Origin of the sequence: Brevibacterium marinum (genome assembly GCF_011927955.1) — a bacterium.
GTDB lineage: Bacteria > Actinomycetota > Actinomycetes > Actinomycetales > Brevibacteriaceae > Brevibacterium > Brevibacterium marinum.
The window spans coordinates 2720914-2738167 of the sequence record NZ_JAATJN010000001.1; the positions used below are offsets into that span (position 1 = coordinate 2720914).

The window sequence follows — 17254 nt, forward strand, 5'->3', positions numbered from 1 at the left end:
GTGGTTCCTCGACAGCCCGTCGAACATCGCCGAAGAGCGATCGATACAGAAGTGAGAGACACAGATGTTCTCTAAAGTTCTTGTGGCAAATCGTGGAGAGATCGCCGTTCGTGCGTTCCGTGCAGCGTACGAACTCGGTGCCTCCACTGTCGCTGTTTTCCCCTACGAGGATCGGAACTCCGAACACAGGATGAAGGCCGACGAGGCCTACATGATCGGCGAGGAGGGGCACCCCGTGCGTGCCTATCTCAGCGTCGAGGAGATGCTTCGCGTCGCCGGGGAGTGCGGGGCGGACGCCATCTACCCCGGCTACGGCTTCCTGTCGGAGAACCCCGATCTGGCACGTGCGTGTCACGAGGCGGGAATCACCTTCGTCGGCCCCGAGGCCGATGTCCTCGAGCTCGCCGGCAACAAGGTGCAGGCCCTGGCGGCCGCACGCAGCGCCGGAATTCCCGTACTCGACTCCACCCGTCCCTCTGCCGACGTCGCACAGCTGCTCGCGGACGCGGAATCCATGGAATATCCGCTCTTCGTCAAGGCGGTCGCAGGCGGCGGTGGTCGCGGAATGCGACGCGTGGCCGAATCCTCGCAGCTCGAAGACGCTCTCAAGGCGGCGATGCGCGAAGCCGAGGGCGCCTTCGGCGACCCGACGGTCTTCATCGAACAGGCCGTGCAGCGTCCCCGTCACATCGAGGTCCAGGTCCTTGCCGACAACGATTCGAATGCGATTCATCTCTTCGAACGCGACTGCTCGGTCCAGCGCCGCCACCAGAAGGTCGTTGAGATCGCCCCGGCTCCCAATCTCGATCCGGCAATCGCCGATGCGCTTCACACAGATGCGCTGAAGTTCGCCGAGGCACTCGGGTACCAGAACGCGGGAACCGTCGAGTTCCTCCTCGAGACCGATGGGCCGCGCAAGGGCCAGCACGTCTTCATCGAGATGAACCCCCGCATCCAGGTCGAGCACACCGTCACCGAGGAGATCACGGACATCGACCTCGTCGCATCCCAGATGCGCGTCGCTTCGGGCGACACCCTGGCTGAGATCGGTCTGACCCAGGACGAGATGCGGATCAAGGGCGCCGCCCTGCAGTGCCGCATCACCACCGAAGATCCGGCCAACGCCTTTCGGCCCGACACGGGGACCATCACCGCCTATCGCTCTGCAGGCGGAGCCGGCGTGCGTCTCGACGGCGGAACCGTCCATGCCGGTGCTTCGGTCAGCGCCCACTTCGATTCCATGTTGGTCAAACTCACGTGCCGTGGGCGCGACTTCGGTCAGGCGATCTCCCGCGCACGACGGGCTCTGGCAGAGTTCCGCATCCGTGGCGTGTCATCGAACATCGGATTCCTGCGGGCGGTGCTCGAGGATGACTCGTTCATCGCCGGTGACCTCGCCACCTCCTTCATCGAGGAACGTCCGCATCTCCTCGACGCTCGTGTGAGCGCGGACCGCGGTTCGAAGATCCTCGACTACCTCGCCGACGTCACGGTCAACCGACCCAATGGGGAGCCCACCGTCCGGATCCGCCCGGGCGAGAAGCTGCCCGATATCGACCTCGGCACGGACCCGAGGCCGGGAAGCCGCGATCATCTCCTCGAGGCCGGACCGGTCGGCTTCGCTCAGTCTCTGCGGAACCAGACCCCTCTGGCGGTCACCGACACCACATTCCGCGACGCCCATCAGTCTCTGCTGGCCACTCGCGTGCGCACCCGTGATCTTCTGGCCGTCGCCGGCCACGTGTCCCGGATGACGCCCGAGCTGCTGAGCATCGAGGCCTGGGGCGGTGCCACCTATGATGTGGCACTGCGCTTCCTCGGCGAGGATCCCTGGGAACGGCTGGCGGCACTGCGGACGGCCGTGCCCAACATCAATCTGCAGATGCTCCTGCGCGGGCGCAACACCGTCGGCTACACCCCGTACCCGACTCAGGTCACCGACGCCTTCGTCGACGAGGCCGCTCGTACGGGCATCGACATCTTCCGCATCTTCGATGCCCTCAACGACGTTTCGCAGATGCGTCCGGCCATCGACGCCGTCAGGGCCACGAACACCACGATCGCCGAGGTCGCCTTGTGCTACACCTCGGACATCCTCGATCCGAGCGAAGAGCTGTACACGCTCGACTACTACCTGAATCTGGCCGAGCAGATCGTCGACGCCGGTGCCCATGTACTCGCGATCAAGGACATGGCCGGCCTGCTCCGCCCGGCCGCCGCGACGAAACTCGTCACGGCGCTGCGGGAGAACTTCGATCTGCCCGTCCACGTCCATACCCACGACACCGCCGGTGGTCAGTTGGCGACTCTGTGCGCCGCAGCGGCCGCGGGTGCCGATGCAGTCGACGGTGCCTCTGCCGCCATGGCCGGCACCACCAGCCAGCCGAGCCTGTCGGCCCTGGTCGCGGCGTTCGAGAACACCGAACGCGATACGGGCATCAGCCTCGACGCCGTCAGCGACCTCGAGCCGTACTGGGAATCGGTGCGCAAGGTCTATGCACCATTCGAATCGGGATTGGCGGGACCGACGGGGCGCGTCTACCGGCACGAGATTCCGGGCGGCCAGCTGTCGAACCTGCGCCAGCAGGCCGTGGCGCTGGGCCTGGGGGAGCGGTTCGAGGAGATCGAGCGCATGTACGCTGCGGCCGATTCGATCCTCGGCCACCTGGTCAAGGTCACCCCGTCGTCGAAAGTCGTCGGCGACCTCGCTCTCCATCTCGTCGGAGCCGGCGTCGATCCGGAGGAGTTCGCTGAGAACCCTGACAGGTTCGACATTCCGGATTCGGTGATCGGCTTCCTCAACGGCGACCTCGGCGATCCCCCCGGCGGTTGGCCCGAGCCGTTCCGTTCGAAGGCTCTGGCCGGGCGCGCGCACAAAGCCGTGTCCGAAGACCTCGATCCCGAGGATGCTGCGGCGCTGGAGACACCGGGCGCTGAACGACAGGCGAAGCTCAACTCTCTCCTGTTCCCCGGACCGACGAGGGAATTCGAGTCGATGCGGGCCAACTACGGCGATCTCTCCGTCGTCGAGACCTCCGAATACCTCTACGGTCTGACCGCAGGCGAAGAGCACGCGGTCGAACTCGCGAAGGGCAAGGACCTCCTCATCGGGGTGCAGGCGATCAGCGGCACCGACGAACGGGGAATGCGGTCGGTGATGTTCACCCTCAACGGTCAGCTGCGTCCTCTGCAGGTCAGAGACCATTCCGTCGAAAGCGAAGTCAAGACCGCGGAGAAAGCGGATCCGTCGAACTCCGGCCATGTGGCCAGCCCCTTCGCCGGAGTCGTCACGTTGCAGGTCAAAGAGGGCGACCGGGTCGAAGCCGGTGCAGCGGTTGCGACGATCGAGGCCATGAAGATGGAAGCCTCCATCACCACCCAGAGCGCGGGCACGGTCACCCGAGTCGCGATCGGCGACGTCCAGCAGCTCGAGGGAGGCGACCTCGTGGTGGTCATCGATGGCTGAACGCGACATCCGACTGTGGGGTGATCCGGTGCTGCGCAGCCCGTGCGCACCGGTCACCGTCTTCGACGAGGGCCTGGAGTCTTTGGCCCAGGACCTCGTGGACACGTCTCTGCCAGAGGGACGGGCTGCCGTGGCGGCGCCACAGATCGGAGTCGGAGTCCGGGCGTTCGGTTTCGACCTCGACGGCCGTACGGGGTACGTCATCAACCCCGAAGTCGTCGAGGTCGGCGGAGCGCTACGTGACATCGAGGAAGGGTGCCTGTCAGTGCCGGGCCTGTTCTTCCCCACACCGCGCTACGAGTTCGCCCGTGTGCGCGGTGTGGATGCGGACAACTCCCCGGTCGAGATCTCCGGCACGGAGGTCTTCGCGCAGATGCTCCAGCACGAGGTCGCCCACCTCGACGGTCAGGTCTACATCCAGACCCTGCCCACGGACCGCCGTCGAGAAGCGATGAAGGCCATCCGCGGTTCGGATTGGTTCCTGGCCAAACAGCCGTGAGCATGGACGAACACAGACACAGAGACAGTAGAAGGAGCAGCAGATGAGCATTCAACGCACCGCCGTCATCGGAAGCGGACTCATGGGCGCCGGCATCGCCGAGGTGCTGGCGAAGGCGGGACTCGACGTCATCGTCCGCGAGATCAACGATGAAGCTTCCGCCGCTGGGCGGCGCCGGATCGAGAAGTCCCTCGCAAAGGCCGTGGACAAAGGCAAGCTGGATGCCGCGGCCCGCGATGCGGCCCTGGGACGACTGAGCTTCACGACCGACATCACAGACCTCTCCGACCGCCAACTGGTCATCGAGGCCGCCAGCGAGAACGAGGACATCAAGAAGTCGATCTTCTCGGAACTTGATGAGGTCGTCACCGATCCCGAAGCGATCCTCGCCTCGAACACCTCCTCGATGCCGATCATCCGTTTCGCACAGTCGACCTCACGACCGGAACGGGTCCTGGGGGTCCACTTCTTCAATCCGGCTCCGGTTCAGCCGCTTGTCGAGATCGTCTCCTCGGTGACCACGGCCGACTCGGTCCGTGACACGGTCACCGGGTTCGTCGCCGAGGTGCTGGGCAAGAATCCGATTCAGGCCCAGGATCGTCCGGGGTTCATCGTCAACGCCCTGCTCATCCCGTACCTGTGCAGTGCGGTCCGCATGCTCGAGTCCGGGTTCGCGACGAAGGAGGACATCGACGCCGGAATGGTCGGCGGCTGCGCCCACCCGATGGGACCGATCTCGCTCGTCGACCTCGTCGGCCTCGACACGTGTCTGTACGCGGCTCAGAGCATGTACGCGGAGACGGGTGATCCGGCCACCCAACCTCCGGTTCTGCTCTCACGCATGGTCGATGCCGGGCTGCTCGGAGTGAAGTCGGGCCGCGGGTTCTACGACTACTGATCCGCTCCCCGCACCGCATATGGGAAGAACTCCCGGTCAGGTCATCGCGACCGACCGGGAGTTCTTCTCGTACCAGGGCCTGGCGGCCTCTCGAGCCGAGCTCAGCCGGCCAGAAGCTTCTCGTAGCTGGCCAACTTCACACAGGCGACGAGTCCCTGGGCTGCCAGCTCCACGTCCTCGGCCGTCGGCATGGTCGGTGCGATGCGGATGACGTTGTTGGCCGGATCCAGACCATAGGGGTGCGTGGCACCTGCCGGAGTCAGCTTCACCCCCGCCTCGGCGGCCAACTTCACGATTCGGTCCGCCGTGCCCTCCAGGGTGGTCAGGGTGATGAAGTACCCACCGTCCGGGTGGGTCCACCGTGCCAGGTCGGTCCCGCCGAGTTCCCGTTCAAGGGTGTCGAGAACGGCATCGAACTTCGGGGCGATGATCGCGGCGTGCCTGCGCATATGCTCTTCGACACCGGCCGGATCTTTGAAGAAGCGCAGGTGACGCAGCTGGTTGACCTTGTCGGGCCCGATCGAGATCTTTGCCAGGTTCGCATGGAACCAGCTCATCGTCTCCGGCCCCGCACCGAAGAATGAGACCCCGGCGCCCGCATGGGTGATCTTCGACGTCGATGCGAATATCCATGGCCGTTCCGGATGCCCCGCCTCGGCGCAGATGCGAAGGATGTCGAGGACCTCGGGATGGTGCTCGCGCAGGTGGTGCAGGCCGTAGGCGTTGTCCCACAGCAGTGTGAAGTCGGCCGAGGCTGCGGGCATCGCGGCGAGCTCTCGGGCCCGCTCCTCGGTGATCGTGACGCCCGTCGGATTCGAGTACATGGGTACCAACCACATGCCCTTGACCGTTTCGTCCTCGGCCAGACGCTGCGCCTCGGCGACGACCGGACCGTCCGAGTCCATGGGAATGCTGAGGAGTTCGAAGCCCAGAGATTCGGCCAGGGTGAAGTGCCGGTCATAGCCGGGTACGGGGCAGATGATCTTGTGCGGCCCCTGTCCCCAGGGGCGCGAGTCGACGGCGGTCCCGTGCAGGAGGGCGAACGTCAGCGCCTGGGCCATGAGGGTCAGCGAGGCATTGCCACCGGCCATCAACTGGTCGGAAGGGACCTTGAGCAGAGGGGAGAAGAGCTCACGCAGCTCGATGATCCCGTCCAGACCCCCGTAGTTGCGAGTGTCGACGCCGCTGGGAGTGCTCGCATCGTCGCCGGTCACCGCGGTCAGCAGATCGGCAGCGAGGTCGAGCTGTTCGCTCGCGGGCTTGCCTCGGGTGATATCGAGCTTCAACCCTCTGGCAGCGAATTCCTCGTAGGTGGTGGACGCCTTCTCCAACTCTGCCTGCAGCTCTGACGTGCGGGACATCGATGCTCCTTGTCACTGTTGTTCGACCGTTATGTCCATCCTAATCACTTCGCAGTCCGCGTGCGCAGGTGCGGGCGATATGCCCGGCGGACTAGAGTTGTCCCCGATCGATCAACTCCATGAGGCAAGGTGGGCGAACTGTGAGACCACGTGCGCAATCGGCCCACGGACGCAGTTTCGGCAGCCTGGCCCAGCTCTACGACGATGTGCGGCCGGGGTACCCCATCGCCGCCGTCGACCTGGTGCCCACCCAATGGGCCGGTCTCGACGTCTGCGACCTCGGCGCCGGAACGGGCATACTCAGCCGTGCACTGCTCGACCGCGGCACGCACGTCATCGCGGTCGACCCGGATGAGGCGGCGCTGGCGAGCAACCCTGCCGAGAGCATCCTCGGCAGCGCTGAGGACACCGGCCTTCCATCCGATTCCGTCGACGTCGTCACCGTGGCACAGGCTTGGCACTGGTTCGACGAAGGCGCAGCCGCGGCAGAGATCTCTCGCATCCTTCGCCCGGGCGGCCACCTGCTCATCCTCATCAATCAGCTCGACGTTCGCGTCGCCTGGGTTCTGCGTCTGAGTCGGATCATGCACGCCGGCGACGTCTATCGCCCCGGGTACAGACCGGCCCCCGTCGGCTTCGACCGTGTGGGCCATCGACTTGTCGAGTTCTCCACACCGAGCACCGTCGACGGCGTCGTCGACCTGACCAGGACCCGGTCCTACTGGCTGCGGTCGAGCCCGGCGACCCGGAACCGGGTCGAGGCGAATCTGCGGGACTACCTCTGCCGCGAACTCCAAGTCGAAGGGGAATTCGAACTGCCCTATATGTGCCTGGCCCACCTGCTCCGGCTCGGAGATTGAGCACGGGCCCCACCAGTCGTGGGGCGCTTTCGGCCGCGAGATAGGCGAAGCGGGCCGCACCCTCTGGCACGACCCGCTTCCCGGAATGAGCCTTCGATCAGGTCCCGACCGGGTCCTCGTCCTGGGCGGGAGAGGGCTCGACAACCTCGGTGGCCGTGGCCGGTGAGGCATGTGAGACATTGATCTTGCGTGGTCGTGCCTCCTCGGCCACCGGAATCGTCAGCGTCAGCACTCCATCTTGGTAGTCGGCCCGAATCCGGTCGAGGGCGACCCTGTTGCCCAAGGTCAGCTGACGGGCGTACGTGCCGGTCGTCCGCTCCCGGGTCAACCACTTGACGTCCTTGTCCTCAATGTCGGACCGGCGCTGAGCACGGACGGTCAAGGTCCGATCCTCGACGTCGACATCGATGCTCGACGGGTCGACGCCCGGCATGTCGATGCGGGCGACGAAGACCTCGCCATCGCGATAGAGATCCATGGGAAGCGATGTGGAGTTGGGTGTGCGCGTCACCTCCGAGAAGAATCGATCGAGGTCACGGATAGGGTCAAAACGTGTAGCCATGAGCTTCCTTTCGTTACGTCGTTACATTGAGTCAAACACACTCAACTTTGATTTGATTCCCGTCTCATGAAATTCTCAGTCTCGTGAGCCTCATTCCGGTCCTCCTGGCGCTGGTGCCCGTCGCCGCTCTGATCCTGTTCGGAGTCGGACTGAAACGACTGCCGGGGTTCACGAGCCCGGAGTTCTGGTCGGGGGCGGAGAAGCTCGCGTACTTCTGTCTGCTGCCGGTGCTGCTGTTCTCCTCCGTCGCCGAGGTCAGCGTTGCGCATGTGCCGTTGGGCCGCCTGGCGGTGGCGCTCATCGCACCAACGGTTCTCGTGTCGATCCTCATCATCCTTCTGCGTCGGGTCATCGCCGGTGATCTCTCCTCATTCACCTCGGTTCTGCAGGGAGGAATTCGCTTCAACACGTACATCGGGCTGTCGATCTCGGGAAGCCTGTTCGGCGCCGAAGGCAGCGCTCTCGCCGCGATCGTGGCCGCCGTGCTCGTTCCCACCGTCAATATCGTCTCCAGCCTCGGGTTCGAATTCCTCCGCACGGGACCGAGCTCCGTTGTCGGAATCCTGCGTGTCGTCGTGACGAATCCCCTGGTCCTCGGCTGTGCCGCCGGGGGACTGTTCAACCTCACCGGCGCGCCGATGCCCGCGCTCCTCGACTCGGTCCTGTCTCCTCTGGCGGCCGCCGCCCTGCCGGTCGGTCTTCTGTGCGTCGGCGCCGGACTGCGGCGGATCTCTCTGCGGACGCACGCCGTGGCGATGGTGTATTCGAGCCTCGCCAAGCTCGTCCTCCTGCCGGCGTTGACGCTGGCCGCCCTCGTGCTGCTCGACATCCCGGCCACGGCGGCTCTGATCGCCATCGTCTTCCAGTCGATCGCGACGGCCAGCTCCGGTTACGTCATGGCCCGGCAGCTGGGCGGCAATGCGGACCTGATGGCCGCCCTCATCGCGGCCCAGACCGTCCTCATGCTCCTGACATCTCCACTCGTCCTGCTCGGTGCGCAGGCTGTGCTCGGCCTCTGAGCACAGGCGAGCGGCCGGCCCCTGCCTGGGGCCCGGCCGCTCGCCTGCGTTCGGTGACCTGTGGTCATCCGGTGATGCTCACAGCGTCGAGATCACTCGCTGTCAGCCTTGATGTCAGGGTGACGGGACCCGAGCTCCGAGTCGATCCGGAGCAGTCCGGACCCGCTGTCTGCCACATGCTCGAGACGACCGATGATCTCCGAGATGGTCGATTCCTCTTCGACCTGCTCGTCGATGAACCAGTGCAGCAGCGGCAGGACGTCGATGTCGCCCTCTTCCTGCGCGGTGCGGTAGAGATTGCGGATCGATTCGGAGACCTTCTCCTCGTGCGCCAGGGCTGCCTTGAAGAAGTCGACGGGCTGTGAGCCCGACACCTTGGGAGCCGCGATGTCTCCGACCTGCGGAGCGAAGTCACGATCCTGGCAGTGCTGGATGAATTTCGCTGCATGGACCTGCTCCTCTTCGGACTGTGCACGCATCCAGCGTGTCATTCCGGGGAGGTCGAGAGCATCGAGCTGGATGGACAGCTGAAGGTAGACCATCGACGCTTCGAGCTCAAGGGTGACCTGTTCGCCGAGGACCTTCTGCATAGCGGGGCTCAACTGCATGTGTTTCTCCTTCGCGATACGAGGCGGATTCGTTCCGCCTTCATAGACAATAGCCTGACACCTTTTCTAGAACGGTTCCAGTGTGGGAAGGCTCGGCAAACAATGATGAGGTATGGCATACCTGCACTCGCCCGATGGCGGCCGGCTGGGCCCGATCACTCGGATCGGACCCAGCCGATTCGACGGGAATGTCGATGCCCTGTCTATAGACACCGCGCTGATTCCGGTGCGAGGCTGGGACCATGCAGGACAGAATCGACAGACTCACCCACTGGCAATCAGCTGACGACGCTCTCCACGCGCGCTTCCTCACAGGATCCTTCGTCAGCGGCGTGACGTTCATCAACGCGATCGCCGACGCCGCTGAGGCCGCAGGCCACCACCCCGATGTGGACCTGCGGTTCCCCCACGTCGACATCTCGCTGACGACGCATGACGCCGGCTCGATCACCGACAAGGACATCGACCTGGCCGAGGAGATCTCGCGGATCGCGAAGGATCAGGGCATCGACGCCGACAGCTGAGGACGGCGCAGATGGAACTGCGTCGCGGCTTCGAACGCGTGAGCCATGCGCAGCAGTGACACATCTGCGCCCGGCTTGGCGACGAACTGGACGCCCACGGGCAGCCCGGACGACGAGAATCCGGCAGGTACGGAGATCGCCGGACATCCCGTGGCTGAGATCAGACACAGGGAACGCATCCAATCGAGATAGTTCTCGAGCGCTAACCCATTGATCTCCGCAGGGTACTCGAGCGTCGCGTCGAAGGGCAGCACCTGGCAGGTGGTGAGCACGAGCAGATCGTGATCGCCGAAGAACCGTTCGACCTCCCCGTGCAGACGCGCACGAGCACGGTCGGCAGAGACCACATCCGCGCCGGTCAGCTTCAGCCCCATCTCGATGTTCCAGACCACAGAGTCCTTGATCTGGTCCGGATGTCTCTCGAGCAGAGGCCCCCAGGAATGGACGAAGTCGAGCGCGCGTCGAACGTTGAAGACCTCGTCGGCGTCGGCGAGATCGGGGATCGTGTCGGTCACCTGAGCACCGAGCGAGGTCAGCACGTTCGCGGCGCCAGCTACGATCTCCTTGACTTCACCCTCGACGGGCAGCAGACCGTTCAAGTCCGGGCAGAATCCGACTCTGGCACCGTGCAGATCAGGCTCACTACGGGATCCGAGCGCGAACTCGGGCAGATCGAAGACACTGCCCGGCTCGTCGATCGAGCGGGGGCCACCGGGCTGCGGCCCGGCCGTCGCCTGCATCGTCAATGCCACATCGGAGACCGTCCGGGCCATGAACCCACTCTGGGCCAGCCATGCGAACGGATTTCCCGGAAGCGTGTGCGGAACCCGACCGTTCGACGGACGGAAGCCGACGACGTTGTTGAACGAGGCAGGAGAGCGCAGGGATCCGCCCATGTCCGAACCGTCTCCGGACGCCTGGATGCCCGCGGCCAGCACAGCACCGACTCCTCCCGATGACCCCGACGCCGATTTGCTCGTGTCATAGGGGTTGACCGTTGTGCCGAAGACGGGGTTGAAGGTGTGCGACCCCGCCGCGAATTCCGGCACATTCGTCTTGCCCGTCGTATTGACCCCCGCCCTCTTCAGCCTGGAGACGATGAGTGCATCGGCGTCCGGGACGCGATCGGCCATGATGGGCGAGCCCCAGGTCGTACGCATGCCCGCGGTGTCGTGAGTGTCCTTGTGGGTCATGGGCACCCCGTGGAGCGGCCCGATCTCCTCGCCTTTGGCCACGGCCTCATCGGCGGCATGTGCCCGCACCATCGCTGCTTCGTCGTCTCTGGTCACAACGGCGTTGATGGCCGGGTTGAGCGCATCGATGCGCTCCAGGTGATCGCTCAGCGCCTCCCGGGCCGATATCTCCTGGGCTGCGATTCCGGCAGCCAGTTCGCGTGTCGAGAGCCAGCGCAGTTCTTCGTTCATCGTCTCACTTCCCGACCGAGCTGAGGACTGCGGTGAGTGCTGCGCGGATTCCCGTCTCCAGGGTGGTCTCGACGTCATCGGGGGCGAAGAACGGGGAGTGGTTGCCGGCCGGTGGTTCGTCACCGTCGAACTTGGCGGGGGAGTACCCACCGAAGAACCAATAGACGTAGGGAACGTCGATGTCGTCGCCGAAGGCTCCGAAGTCCTCGCTTCCGGTCACGGGCTGATCCAGATGCACTTGGTCCTCGCCGAGTTCGGCCCCGAACACCTCGAGGAGGCGATCGGTCGTGGCCGGATCGTTGTAGCAGCGTGGAAAGCGATACATCTCTTCGATCATCGGCTCCGGAGCTCCCGAAGCCTGTGCCTCGGCAACGATGATCCGTTCGATGCGGTCGAGGACGACAGCACGGACTTCCTCGTTGAAGGTGCGGATGTTGAGTTTGAATTCGGCGGAATCCGGGATGATGTTCTCCTTCAGCCCGCCGTGGAACGTGCCCACGGTCACCACTGCCATTTCTCGGCCCGAGATCTCGCGGGACACGATGCTCTGCAGCCGAGTGATCATATAGGCGCCGAGAACGATGGGGTCGACGGAGTTCTCCGGCTGCGAACCATGGGCCTGTTTGCCTGTGACCGTGACCTTGAGGCAGTCGGACATCGCCATCGCTGTTCCCTTGGCCACATAGATGTGACCGGCCCTGCCCGGCCACACATGCTGGCCGTAGACGACCTCCGGCCTCGCAATGGAGTCCCAGAGTCCATCGTCGAGCATGGCCCGAGCGCCCTCGCCGGTCTCCTCACCAGGTTGAAAGATCATCACGACGGTGCCCTGCCACAGGTCTTTGTGGTCGACGAGATAGCGGGCGAGGCTGAGGCCGACCGTGATGTGCGTGTCGTGGCCGCAGCCGTGCATCACCTTCGTCGTCGAGCCGTCGGGCAGTGTGCCTTCCGCTGCCGATGCGTAATCGTATCCGGTGTCCTCGGCGATCGGGAGGCCGTCGGTGTCTGCACGGTAGGCCACGACCGGACCCTGACCGTTCTCGATGACCGCGACGATGCCGGTCCCGCCGAAGGCGTGCGTGTCGAGACCGAGACCCTGCAGCTTCGCCGCGATGGTTGCGGCCGTCTGCGTCTCCTGCATAGACAGCTCGGGGCTGCGGTGGAAGTCTTCGTAATCTGAGACGGTCTCAGCGAGATCGGCCGCAATCGCGTCCCGGAGACTGGTGTCAAGCGACATGATGTCCTTTCGTGGTGGTTGTCTTCGATGCTCTCAGACATCGGGGTTCTGCGGGGGAGGTGTTCGTCAGTTGATTCCGACGTTGTCGTCGCCTCCGGATCTCTTCTGGTCGGTGACGGCCCTGTTGCGGGTGAACCATGTGATGGCGATGGTCAATATCACCACGATGGCGACGTCACCGGAGGCGAGGACCGGGACGAGGGGGATGAGGACGAGGATGACCGCGGCAGCGGCACCCAGGGCGATGAGGGTGGACTTGACCTGTTTGAGCGAGGCGATGAGCTGGACCGTGACTCCGCCGAGGATGGCAGGGAGGATGTAGAGCTTGGCGATGAGCGTCACCGGGTCGGGAATGAAGGTGACCAGCCATGTGCCGAGGATGCCGACGAACAGCACCATGGAGAACACGTGGATCAGAGCCGCACCGCAGATGGCCATGGTTGCGGCGTATTCGCCTCTGCGCGTGCCCGGCTTCGCTCCGATCGTGTCCTGTGCGACGATGGCCGACGGCAGCAGCTTGTTCGACACATTGCCGATCATGAACGCCTGATACATGCCGGCCGGACCCAGGATCGGGAAATAGGTCAGCGGCTCGACGATGTAGAAGACCCCGTAGACGGCGAAGACCGCGAGGAAGCCCGTGAGGATGTCGCCGAAGTCGATGGCGGCATCCGCGACGAAGAGAAGGTAGAAGGGCACCGAGGTGGCGATGAGGAACCCGATGAACAGGGTGATCGATCCCCACTTGGTCGTCGTCCTCTCGAATGCCGCGTGGGAGGGGGATGTGACGATGTTCGACATGATGTTCTCCTCATTCTTCCGGGGCGCCGAGGCCGGCATAATGGGCGAAGTAGGCCGCGACGAGCCCCACCAGGAGTGAGATTCCCAGGCCCCATTCCTTCAGCCACGGCATTTTGAGGGCCTTCGCCAAGGAGAGGCAGATCGCCATCACCACGGCAGACACGAGGACGGCGACGACATGCGTCGGAGATTTCGGGATCTCGCGGAATGACAGCGCGGCGAAGGCCGCGAGCAGTGCGGCACCGGGGATGATCGACATCAGCGCCGGGTTGACCTTCTCCAGTTTGTGGGAGCTGCGCTTGAAGATCGGAGTCAGGATCAGGGTGGAGATCATCCATCCGGCGCCCGAGAGGCTCATGGCCATGAGGGCGACGATGAAGACGCCTCGGGTGAACGTCTCATCGCCGAGGTTCGCCCCCATCGTCCCCGCTGCGATCGAGGCGGAGGCCACCTCTGTGGCCGCGGATCCGATGAGTCCGACACGGACGACGACCGGGGGAGTGCCGAAGAGCGGGAGCAGCGCGATGGCAACCAGAACAACGGACAGCGATGGTCCGATGGCCGCGACGCCGCCGGCCCTGAACGCGGTCTTGACGTCCTTCTGGCTCATGCCCGCCGATTCGGCGTTCTTCTTCACCGCACCCATGTAGATGAGCGACTGCACGACGACGACGGCCATGACCGCCATCGCCAAGATCCAGAGGACTGGGGCGTTCGCGAGGCCGATGTAGTCGGCCGTTTCACTTGCCATCACCATGACGTGGCTCCTCACTTCCTTGTCGGAGTTGCACACGACGACCGTCCCACTGCGATGTGGCCCGAATCGCCCGTGTCAGTAACGTATCCCGACACGGGCCTTCAGCGGCGATCTTCGGCATGACTTCCCGATTGGCGAGAAGAGACTTCTCAATGTCGGCCATCAACGAATTCGATGAGCATCGTCAATGAGTATGCCGTCCGACTCGAACAATGGACGACCCGCGCATCGATCTCAATCTCGACCGGGCAGCGCCTTGTTGGGTGATGGTGCAGGGAGGGGGAGTGCGAACTCGACGAGCAGGTGCCTCACATGCGCAGCGAGTGCTGACGCTGGCCGGCTCATCCTTGGCTCCTGTCTACCGCGTCTGCTTCTCGGAGACCTTCATGGTGATCTCTGCAGAGACGAACACATTCCCGTCAGCGTCGAGGACGTCGACCGGTACGATCAGTTCTATCGGCTCGCCGCCGAACTCCGGGATCGTGTCAAGCCGAGCGATCGAGGTGACCCCCGTGGTGGCCTTCGCTCTATACTCGACAGTCATGCCGACAGGAATCCAGCGATGCGTGGACGGAACGGTCGCCTCGGTCATCATGCCACCGGCGATCTCTGCCATATTGCATGATGCGATTGCATGGTAGGTGCCGAGGTGATTGTGCACTCCGCGACGATTCGGGGCGCTCACACGGCACAGTCCGGGCCGCAGCTCGTGGATGAGCGGATGAACCGTGCGGAAATAGGGGGCCTTGAAGCACACGGCTCGAGTGAACAGCCAGTTGCCGAATGGCACTTCCTGCAGTTTCTGCCAGATCTGGAAGATCTTTCCCGAGGCTGCGGTGTCGACGGTCATGGAATCGTCCTTTCGATCGTCCGGGCAGACGGTTTCTGTGACATCGGGCCCACCGCGGATCGTTCCCTGGTCATGGACTAGATTACTCCACAGTAACAGTCGCGGAGGTCAGAGATTCCCGCCAGCGGCTTTGCTCGCCCCCTGTGTGATGAAGTAGGCCCATGTGTCATGAAGCCTGAGACTCGGTGCGAACGAGCGCCTTGTCCCTCTCGGGGTCGGCGAAGATGAGGGTGATCGTCGCACAGACGGCAGAGGCGACTCCCAGTGCCTGAAACGCTTTGGCGTAGCCGAGGCCCGGTGTTGCGGCCGCATCGACGATGAGGCCGGTCACATAGGGACCGATGAGTCCTCCCGCGGCCATGAGCGCCAGGAAGATGCCCAGTGTTCCTGCAGTCTGCCGGGGTGGGCAGATCTCCGAGACGGCAGCGTTGCACAGGGGCAGAACCACGACGCCGACGCCATATCCGATGGACACGATGGCAACCGCACCGGGAGAGTTCGAGATCGTCGGGAGGAAGCAGAGAATTCCTCCGCCGACGACCACACAGGCTGAAGGCGCGATGATTCTCACGAACCTGGACGACCAGCCTCTTGCCAGCAGCCGATCAGAGAGCAGAGTTCCGCCGAGGAGGCTGATCAGACCGGCAATCGAGGGAATGGCCAACATGGAACCGGACTGGAGGCGGCTGTATCCGAGACCGACTTCGAAATACGACGGCAGCCAGGTGAGGACCACGGTCACCAACGCGTAGATGCTGGCGACCAGCAGTGCACCGCTGATGAACGTTTTGGTCAGGAGGATCGTGTGCCAGGGGACTCGCGGTTCTTCATGCGGATCGACTGCGTTTTTCGCAGCCTTGGCCGGAATATAGGGGCCGACTTCCCAATACCGCATCCAGAAGAAGCACCATACGACACCGATGACGGCCATCGTGACGAGCGCACTGCGCCATCCGAACGTCACCGACAGGTAGGCGAGCAGCGGAGCCAGACCGATCTTGGAGATGGATGCGGCGCTGGCCAGCAGGGCTCCCGGGAATCCGCGTTTCTGCGGGGTGTGCCATGAGTAGGTGGCCGTGTGGATGAGGGCCGAGCTGGGTCCTTCGGCGAACCCGAGGAGCATTCTGGACCCGACCAGGACCGCAAAGGTGGCCGAGAATACCAACGGCAGCATCGCCAGTGCCCACACGAGAGACAGGACGATGAGAACAGAGCGCAGGGACAGCCATCTGTTCAGTGCTCCTGCGAAGAATCCGCCGATGGTGAATGCGAAGAAGAACAGGCTGCCCACGAGCCCGATCTGAGCTGCACTGATCCCCAGTTCGTCCTTGAGGGACTGAGCGATGATGCCGAATGCGGCCTTGTCTCCGTAATTGACCACGTACAGGACGACGAGCAGCGCGGTCAGGGACCACGCCTTGCGTCGGGACTCGGTGCCAGGTGCAACAGCTGCGGCCGGGGGAGAGGTGAGCTTGGATGGGACCATGATGCTTCCTTGCGTCGTGGCGACTATCGTGACAATCGAACCTGAGTTTGTGTGGACGATCACATAGACAATATTGAACGTTCGATAGAATTGTCAATCGCCTCACAAGCGCTTCAGTCGACGGGTGCGCCGAAGCAAATCACCCCGGAGGCCGATGAGGCACGGCAGCGACCGATGGCACCTCGAGTCCCGCAGGCGACACTGATTCGTCGGTGCACCTCGGCCGCCGAAGCGTCAGGTCGGCCGCCGAGCCGATCCGGGTGAGCGAGAGGAGTGGTCGCGAATGTCTTTACTTAACATAATGTATATTATCGGCGTTAGACGCAAGGCCCGGGAGCGGACACAGCAACGGCCGCGAAAGGCATCCTGCCGATCGCGGCCGTCATGTGCTGCCTGTGAGTCAGAGTTCGACTCAGCTGCCGCCGAGCCCGACCTTGCCATCGTCGGATCCGCCGTCATCCCCGGATCCGCCGCCGTCGTCCGCGGCGCCGTTGGCCTTCGTCAGGCCGGCCTCGTCACCGCAGGACGGCCATGCGCCCGGGCCCTGTTCCTTGAGCGTCTTCTGGGCGACATCGATCTGCTCAGCCTTGCTGGCTTTGTGAGGCATTCCCTCACCGCCGAAGGCCTCCCACGTCTGCTGGGAGAACTGAAGGCCGCCGTAGTAGCCGTTGCCGGTGTTGATGTGCCAGTCACCGCCGGACTCGCACTCGGCGACCTTGTCCCAGACTCCCCCTGAGGACTGAGCCCCGGTTGAGGCCTGGGCCGGCCCGCTCATTCCCGTCAGACCGGCCGCGGCGACCGCGCCTGCCCCGGCAACGAGTGCGACCTTGCGGAGGCTTGTGCTGTAGAGGTTCACTGTCTCATCTCCGTAATACGACTGCATTTCGGTTTTGTAACCCGGT

General features: G+C 64.1%; 16 protein-coding genes. 6 read left to right on the forward strand and 10 right to left on the reverse strand.

Annotated features, from left to right (window positions below; all coding sequences use genetic code 11):
* Positions 1-64 precede the first annotated feature (64 nt).
* The 3 genes from BKA07_RS12055 to BKA07_RS12065 are packed head-to-tail and all read left to right on the forward strand — an operon-like array spanning position 65 to position 4863.
* Complete coding sequence (locus BKA07_RS12055) at positions 65-3466, forward strand: pyruvate carboxylase (RefSeq protein ID WP_167951097.1); 3402 nt, start codon at positions 65-67, stop codon at positions 3464-3466.
* The gene (locus BKA07_RS12060) at positions 3459-3965 is read left to right on the forward strand and encodes a peptide deformylase (protein ID WP_167951098.1); all 507 of its coding nucleotides are present in this window, start codon (positions 3459-3461) and stop codon (positions 3963-3965) included. Before BKA07_RS12055 ends, BKA07_RS12060 begins: the two co-directional genes overlap by 8 nt.
* Positions 3966-4008: 43 nt before the next feature.
* Positions 4009-4863, forward strand: coding sequence for a 3-hydroxybutyryl-CoA dehydrogenase (locus tag BKA07_RS12065; protein ID WP_167951099.1), 855 nt, complete (start codon positions 4009-4011; stop codon positions 4861-4863).
* Between the two features lie 101 nt (positions 4864-4964).
* Here BKA07_RS12065 and BKA07_RS12070 read toward each other — a convergent pair whose 3' ends face one another.
* A complete protein-coding gene (locus tag BKA07_RS12070) occupies positions 4965-6224 on the reverse strand; it encodes an aspartate aminotransferase type Ic (RefSeq protein WP_167951100.1) in 1260 nt (419 codons plus the stop codon).
* Positions 6225-6364: 140 nt separating this feature from the next.
* On the opposite strand from BKA07_RS12070, the gene BKA07_RS12075 reads away from it, so the two are divergent.
* Positions 6365-7084 carry a class I SAM-dependent methyltransferase gene (locus BKA07_RS12075; protein WP_342449048.1) on the forward strand — a complete coding sequence of 240 codons (720 nt, stop codon included), beginning with the start codon at positions 6365-6367 and terminating at the stop codon, positions 7082-7084.
* A gap of 97 nt (positions 7085-7181) precedes the next feature.
* Here BKA07_RS12075 and BKA07_RS12080 read toward each other — a convergent pair whose 3' ends face one another.
* On the reverse strand, positions 7182-7646 hold the full coding sequence (locus BKA07_RS12080; RefSeq protein WP_167951102.1) for an Hsp20/alpha crystallin family protein: 465 nt from the start codon (positions 7644-7646) through the stop codon (positions 7182-7184).
* A gap of 83 nt (positions 7647-7729) precedes the next feature.
* Here BKA07_RS12080 and BKA07_RS12085 point away from each other — a divergent pair, with 83 nt between their 5' ends.
* A complete protein-coding gene (locus tag BKA07_RS12085) occupies positions 7730-8665 on the forward strand; it encodes an AEC family transporter (RefSeq protein WP_167951103.1) in 936 nt (311 codons plus the stop codon).
* Between the two features lie 92 nt (positions 8666-8757).
* Here the strand turns inward: BKA07_RS12085 and BKA07_RS12090 are convergent, their stop codons facing one another.
* On the reverse strand, positions 8758-9273 hold the full coding sequence (locus BKA07_RS12090; protein WP_167951104.1) for a ferritin: 516 nt from the start codon (positions 9271-9273) through the stop codon (positions 8758-8760).
* Between the two features lie 242 nt (positions 9274-9515).
* On the opposite strand from BKA07_RS12090, the gene BKA07_RS12095 reads away from it, so the two are divergent.
* On the forward strand, positions 9516-9797 hold the full coding sequence (locus tag BKA07_RS12095; RefSeq protein WP_167951105.1) for a 4a-hydroxytetrahydrobiopterin dehydratase: 282 nt from the start codon (positions 9516-9518) through the stop codon (positions 9795-9797).
* On the opposite strand, the gene BKA07_RS12100 is transcribed toward BKA07_RS12095, so the two are convergent.
* The 7 genes from BKA07_RS12100 to BKA07_RS12130 form a co-directional block, all read right to left on the reverse strand.
* Positions 9773-11221, reverse strand: a complete 1449-nt coding sequence (locus tag BKA07_RS12100) for an amidase (RefSeq protein WP_167951106.1) — start codon at positions 11219-11221, stop codon at positions 9773-9775. The genes BKA07_RS12095 and BKA07_RS12100 overlap by 25 nt on opposite strands.
* Before the next feature lie 4 nt (positions 11222-11225).
* Positions 11226-12458: an amidohydrolase gene (locus BKA07_RS12105; protein ID WP_167951107.1), complete on the reverse strand. Its 1233-nt coding sequence runs from the start codon at positions 12456-12458 to the stop codon at positions 11226-11228.
* A 66-nt stretch (positions 12459-12524) separates the two neighbouring features.
* Complete coding sequence (locus BKA07_RS12110) at positions 12525-13259, reverse strand: hypothetical protein (RefSeq protein ID WP_167951108.1); 735 nt, start codon at positions 13257-13259, stop codon at positions 12525-12527.
* A 10-nt stretch (positions 13260-13269) separates the two neighbouring features.
* Complete coding sequence (locus BKA07_RS12115; RefSeq protein ID WP_167951109.1) at positions 13270-14016, reverse strand: DUF5058 family protein; 747 nt, start codon at positions 14014-14016, stop codon at positions 13270-13272.
* A 358-nt stretch (positions 14017-14374) separates the two neighbouring features.
* Entirely contained in the window at positions 14375-14866 is a 492-nt protein-coding gene (locus BKA07_RS12120) for a hotdog fold domain-containing protein (protein ID WP_167951110.1), read from the reverse strand.
* A gap of 166 nt (positions 14867-15032) precedes the next feature.
* Positions 15033-16352, reverse strand: coding sequence for an MFS transporter (locus tag BKA07_RS12125; protein ID WP_167951111.1), 1320 nt, complete (start codon positions 16350-16352; stop codon positions 15033-15035).
* A gap of 412 nt (positions 16353-16764) precedes the next feature.
* Complete coding sequence (locus BKA07_RS12130; RefSeq protein WP_342449049.1) at positions 16765-17208, reverse strand: transglycosylase family protein; 444 nt, start codon at positions 17206-17208, stop codon at positions 16765-16767.
* Positions 17209-17254 lie beyond the last annotated feature (46 nt).

Coding starts and splice junctions, on each gene's coding strand:
- BKA07_RS12060 (WP_167951098.1), top strand. CDS start 3,459: ATGGCTGAACGCGACATCCGACTGTGGGGTGATCCGGTGCTGCGCAGC.
- BKA07_RS12115 (WP_167951109.1), bottom strand. CDS start 14,016: ATGGTGATGGCAAGTGAAACGGCCGACTACATCGGCCTCGCGAACGCC.
- BKA07_RS12055 (WP_167951097.1), top strand. CDS start 65: ATGTTCTCTAAAGTTCTTGTGGCAAATCGTGGAGAGATCGCCGTTCGT.
- BKA07_RS12080 (WP_167951102.1), bottom strand. CDS start 7,646: ATGGCTACACGTTTTGACCCTATCCGTGACCTCGATCGATTCTTCTCG.
- BKA07_RS12070 (WP_167951100.1), bottom strand. CDS start 6,224: ATGTCCCGCACGTCAGAGCTGCAGGCAGAGTTGGAGAAGGCGTCCACC.
- BKA07_RS12095 (WP_167951105.1), top strand. CDS start 9,516: ATGCAGGACAGAATCGACAGACTCACCCACTGGCAATCAGCTGACGAC.
- BKA07_RS12090 (WP_167951104.1), bottom strand. CDS start 9,273: ATGCAGTTGAGCCCCGCTATGCAGAAGGTCCTCGGCGAACAGGTCACC.
- BKA07_RS12125 (WP_167951111.1), bottom strand. CDS start 16,352: ATGGTCCCATCCAAGCTCACCTCTCCCCCGGCCGCAGCTGTTGCACCT.
- BKA07_RS12100 (WP_167951106.1), bottom strand. CDS start 11,221: ATGAACGAAGAACTGCGCTGGCTCTCGACACGCGAACTGGCTGCCGGA.
- BKA07_RS12105 (WP_167951107.1), bottom strand. CDS start 12,458: ATGTCGCTTGACACCAGTCTCCGGGACGCGATTGCGGCCGATCTCGCT.
- BKA07_RS12120 (WP_167951110.1), bottom strand. CDS start 14,866: ATGACCGTCGACACCGCAGCCTCGGGAAAGATCTTCCAGATCTGGCAG.
- BKA07_RS12110 (WP_167951108.1), bottom strand. CDS start 13,259: ATGTCGAACATCGTCACATCCCCCTCCCACGCGGCATTCGAGAGGACG.
- BKA07_RS12065 (WP_167951099.1), top strand. CDS start 4,009: ATGAGCATTCAACGCACCGCCGTCATCGGAAGCGGACTCATGGGCGCC.